This window comes from Deltaproteobacteria bacterium HGW-Deltaproteobacteria-6 (assembly GCA_002840435.1).
GTDB lineage: Bacteria > Desulfobacterota > Syntrophia > Syntrophales > Smithellaceae > UBA8904.
In genome coordinates, this window is the sequence record PHAT01000034.1 from 1 (window position 1) to 1,469 (window position 1,469).

Sequence of the window (1,469 nt, forward strand, 5' to 3'; positions counted from 1 at the left end):
CAGAATCGGTTCGACCAGCGGGCAGTCCACCGCGCCGGCGATGACCACATCCGCCAGATTGAGTTTGAGCATCATCTCGCCGATAATCATGGATGTCACGCCGGTGGCGCAGGCTGTAATCGTTGAACTGATAGGACCCGTAGCCCTGGTCAGGATGGAAACCTTTCCGCCGACCATGTTGATGCAGGAATTGGGATTGGCAAAGGGATGCGGCAATTTGTTATCTGCAATCATCTGGCGGTCGGCTTTTAAAACCGCATCCAAGCCGCCGACGGCGGAACTGAACGTGACGGCCACACGAGGCGCGATGTCGGCGGTAATTTCCACTCCGCTCATCTTCAGCGCCCGATGAACCACCAGCAGGGCGTACTGGTAAATCGGCGACGTCCAGTGCGCCATTTCGCGAGGCTGTAAAAACGGATAGGACCGGATATCCACTTCGCCCACCTGACCGGCCACACGCACGGGAAAATCAGTGGTCAGGGGAAATCGCGTCAGCGGCCCGATACCGCTCTCGCCCTGAACAGCTCGCCGCCACTGACTTTCCAGATCCGTTCCCAGGGAAGAAACAGTGTCATAGCCCAGTATGAACGTTTTTTTCAACACGTTGTATTCACCCTCTTTTCATGCTTCACCGGGAATCAATCCCGCAACGATCGCATAGATTATCATGCAAGAGCTTTCTAAAAATATCAATTATAATTTTTTTTGATTTTAAAGATAAAAAAGAATTTCTATGATGGATCCGATACAGTTTATGGCTTTTGTCTGATAGTCTAAAGTCTGACAGTCTTCAGCCTCCCTCTACCACGGAATCAGCCGGTAGAGCTTGGCGAACATCTCGTATACTTCAATCCAGTTCTGCAGATCCTGCGTGCTAATGATATGATCGCGTTTATTCACCATGATCCAGCTCATATGTGCCGCGCCGTCCTTGCAGGTGGCACAATCACGCGTGGCGGACGTGCAGCATCGATGAACCGTCTTCAAGTCGGCCGCCCAGCGGTAAAAATGAATCAGGCGGTGCACAGGTGGTTGCCTGTTATCCAATGATTCGGTCACCGAGGGACATTCACGCCAGCCGAAGCGGCGGCCCAGCATTATGCCGGTAGTAATCACCTCATGATAATATCTACTGGATATGACCGTCTGCGGATACCTCTCCAGCATCTCGTCCATCTCCACACGCAGATCACGAAGCTCACCCTCCCGCCAGTGAAATCCGTCCACGCCCTCATCATTAGACAGAAGCTGAAGATGCACTTTCAGACCGACATCCTCAATGCGTTTAATGACCGGCTCAATTTTCCCCACCTGTTTGGGGGTTACGGTGTAAAGATAGTAAGTATAGGGATCCCCTTCGTAATTTCTGCTGGATATGGCAAATGTGTCTTTGCCCCGAAGAATTTTTTCGTCTTCACCGCCTCCCCACAGAGAAATCCCCACCATCATGTCGGGAAATTTATCGC

The 1,469-nt window shown here is 51.7% G+C and carries 2 protein-coding genes; both read right to left on the bottom strand.

Annotation, left to right across the window (positions count from 1 at the left end; genetic code table 11):
- The coding region (locus CVU71_18610; GenBank protein ID PKN16712.1) for a beta-ketoacyl-[acyl-carrier-protein] synthase family protein at window positions 1–606 on the bottom strand (606 nt) is incomplete at its 3' end.
- Window positions 607–804: 198 nt separating this feature from the next.
- A partial coding sequence (locus tag CVU71_18615; protein PKN16713.1) for a radical SAM protein occupies window positions 805–1,469 on the bottom strand: 665 nt, incomplete at its 5' end.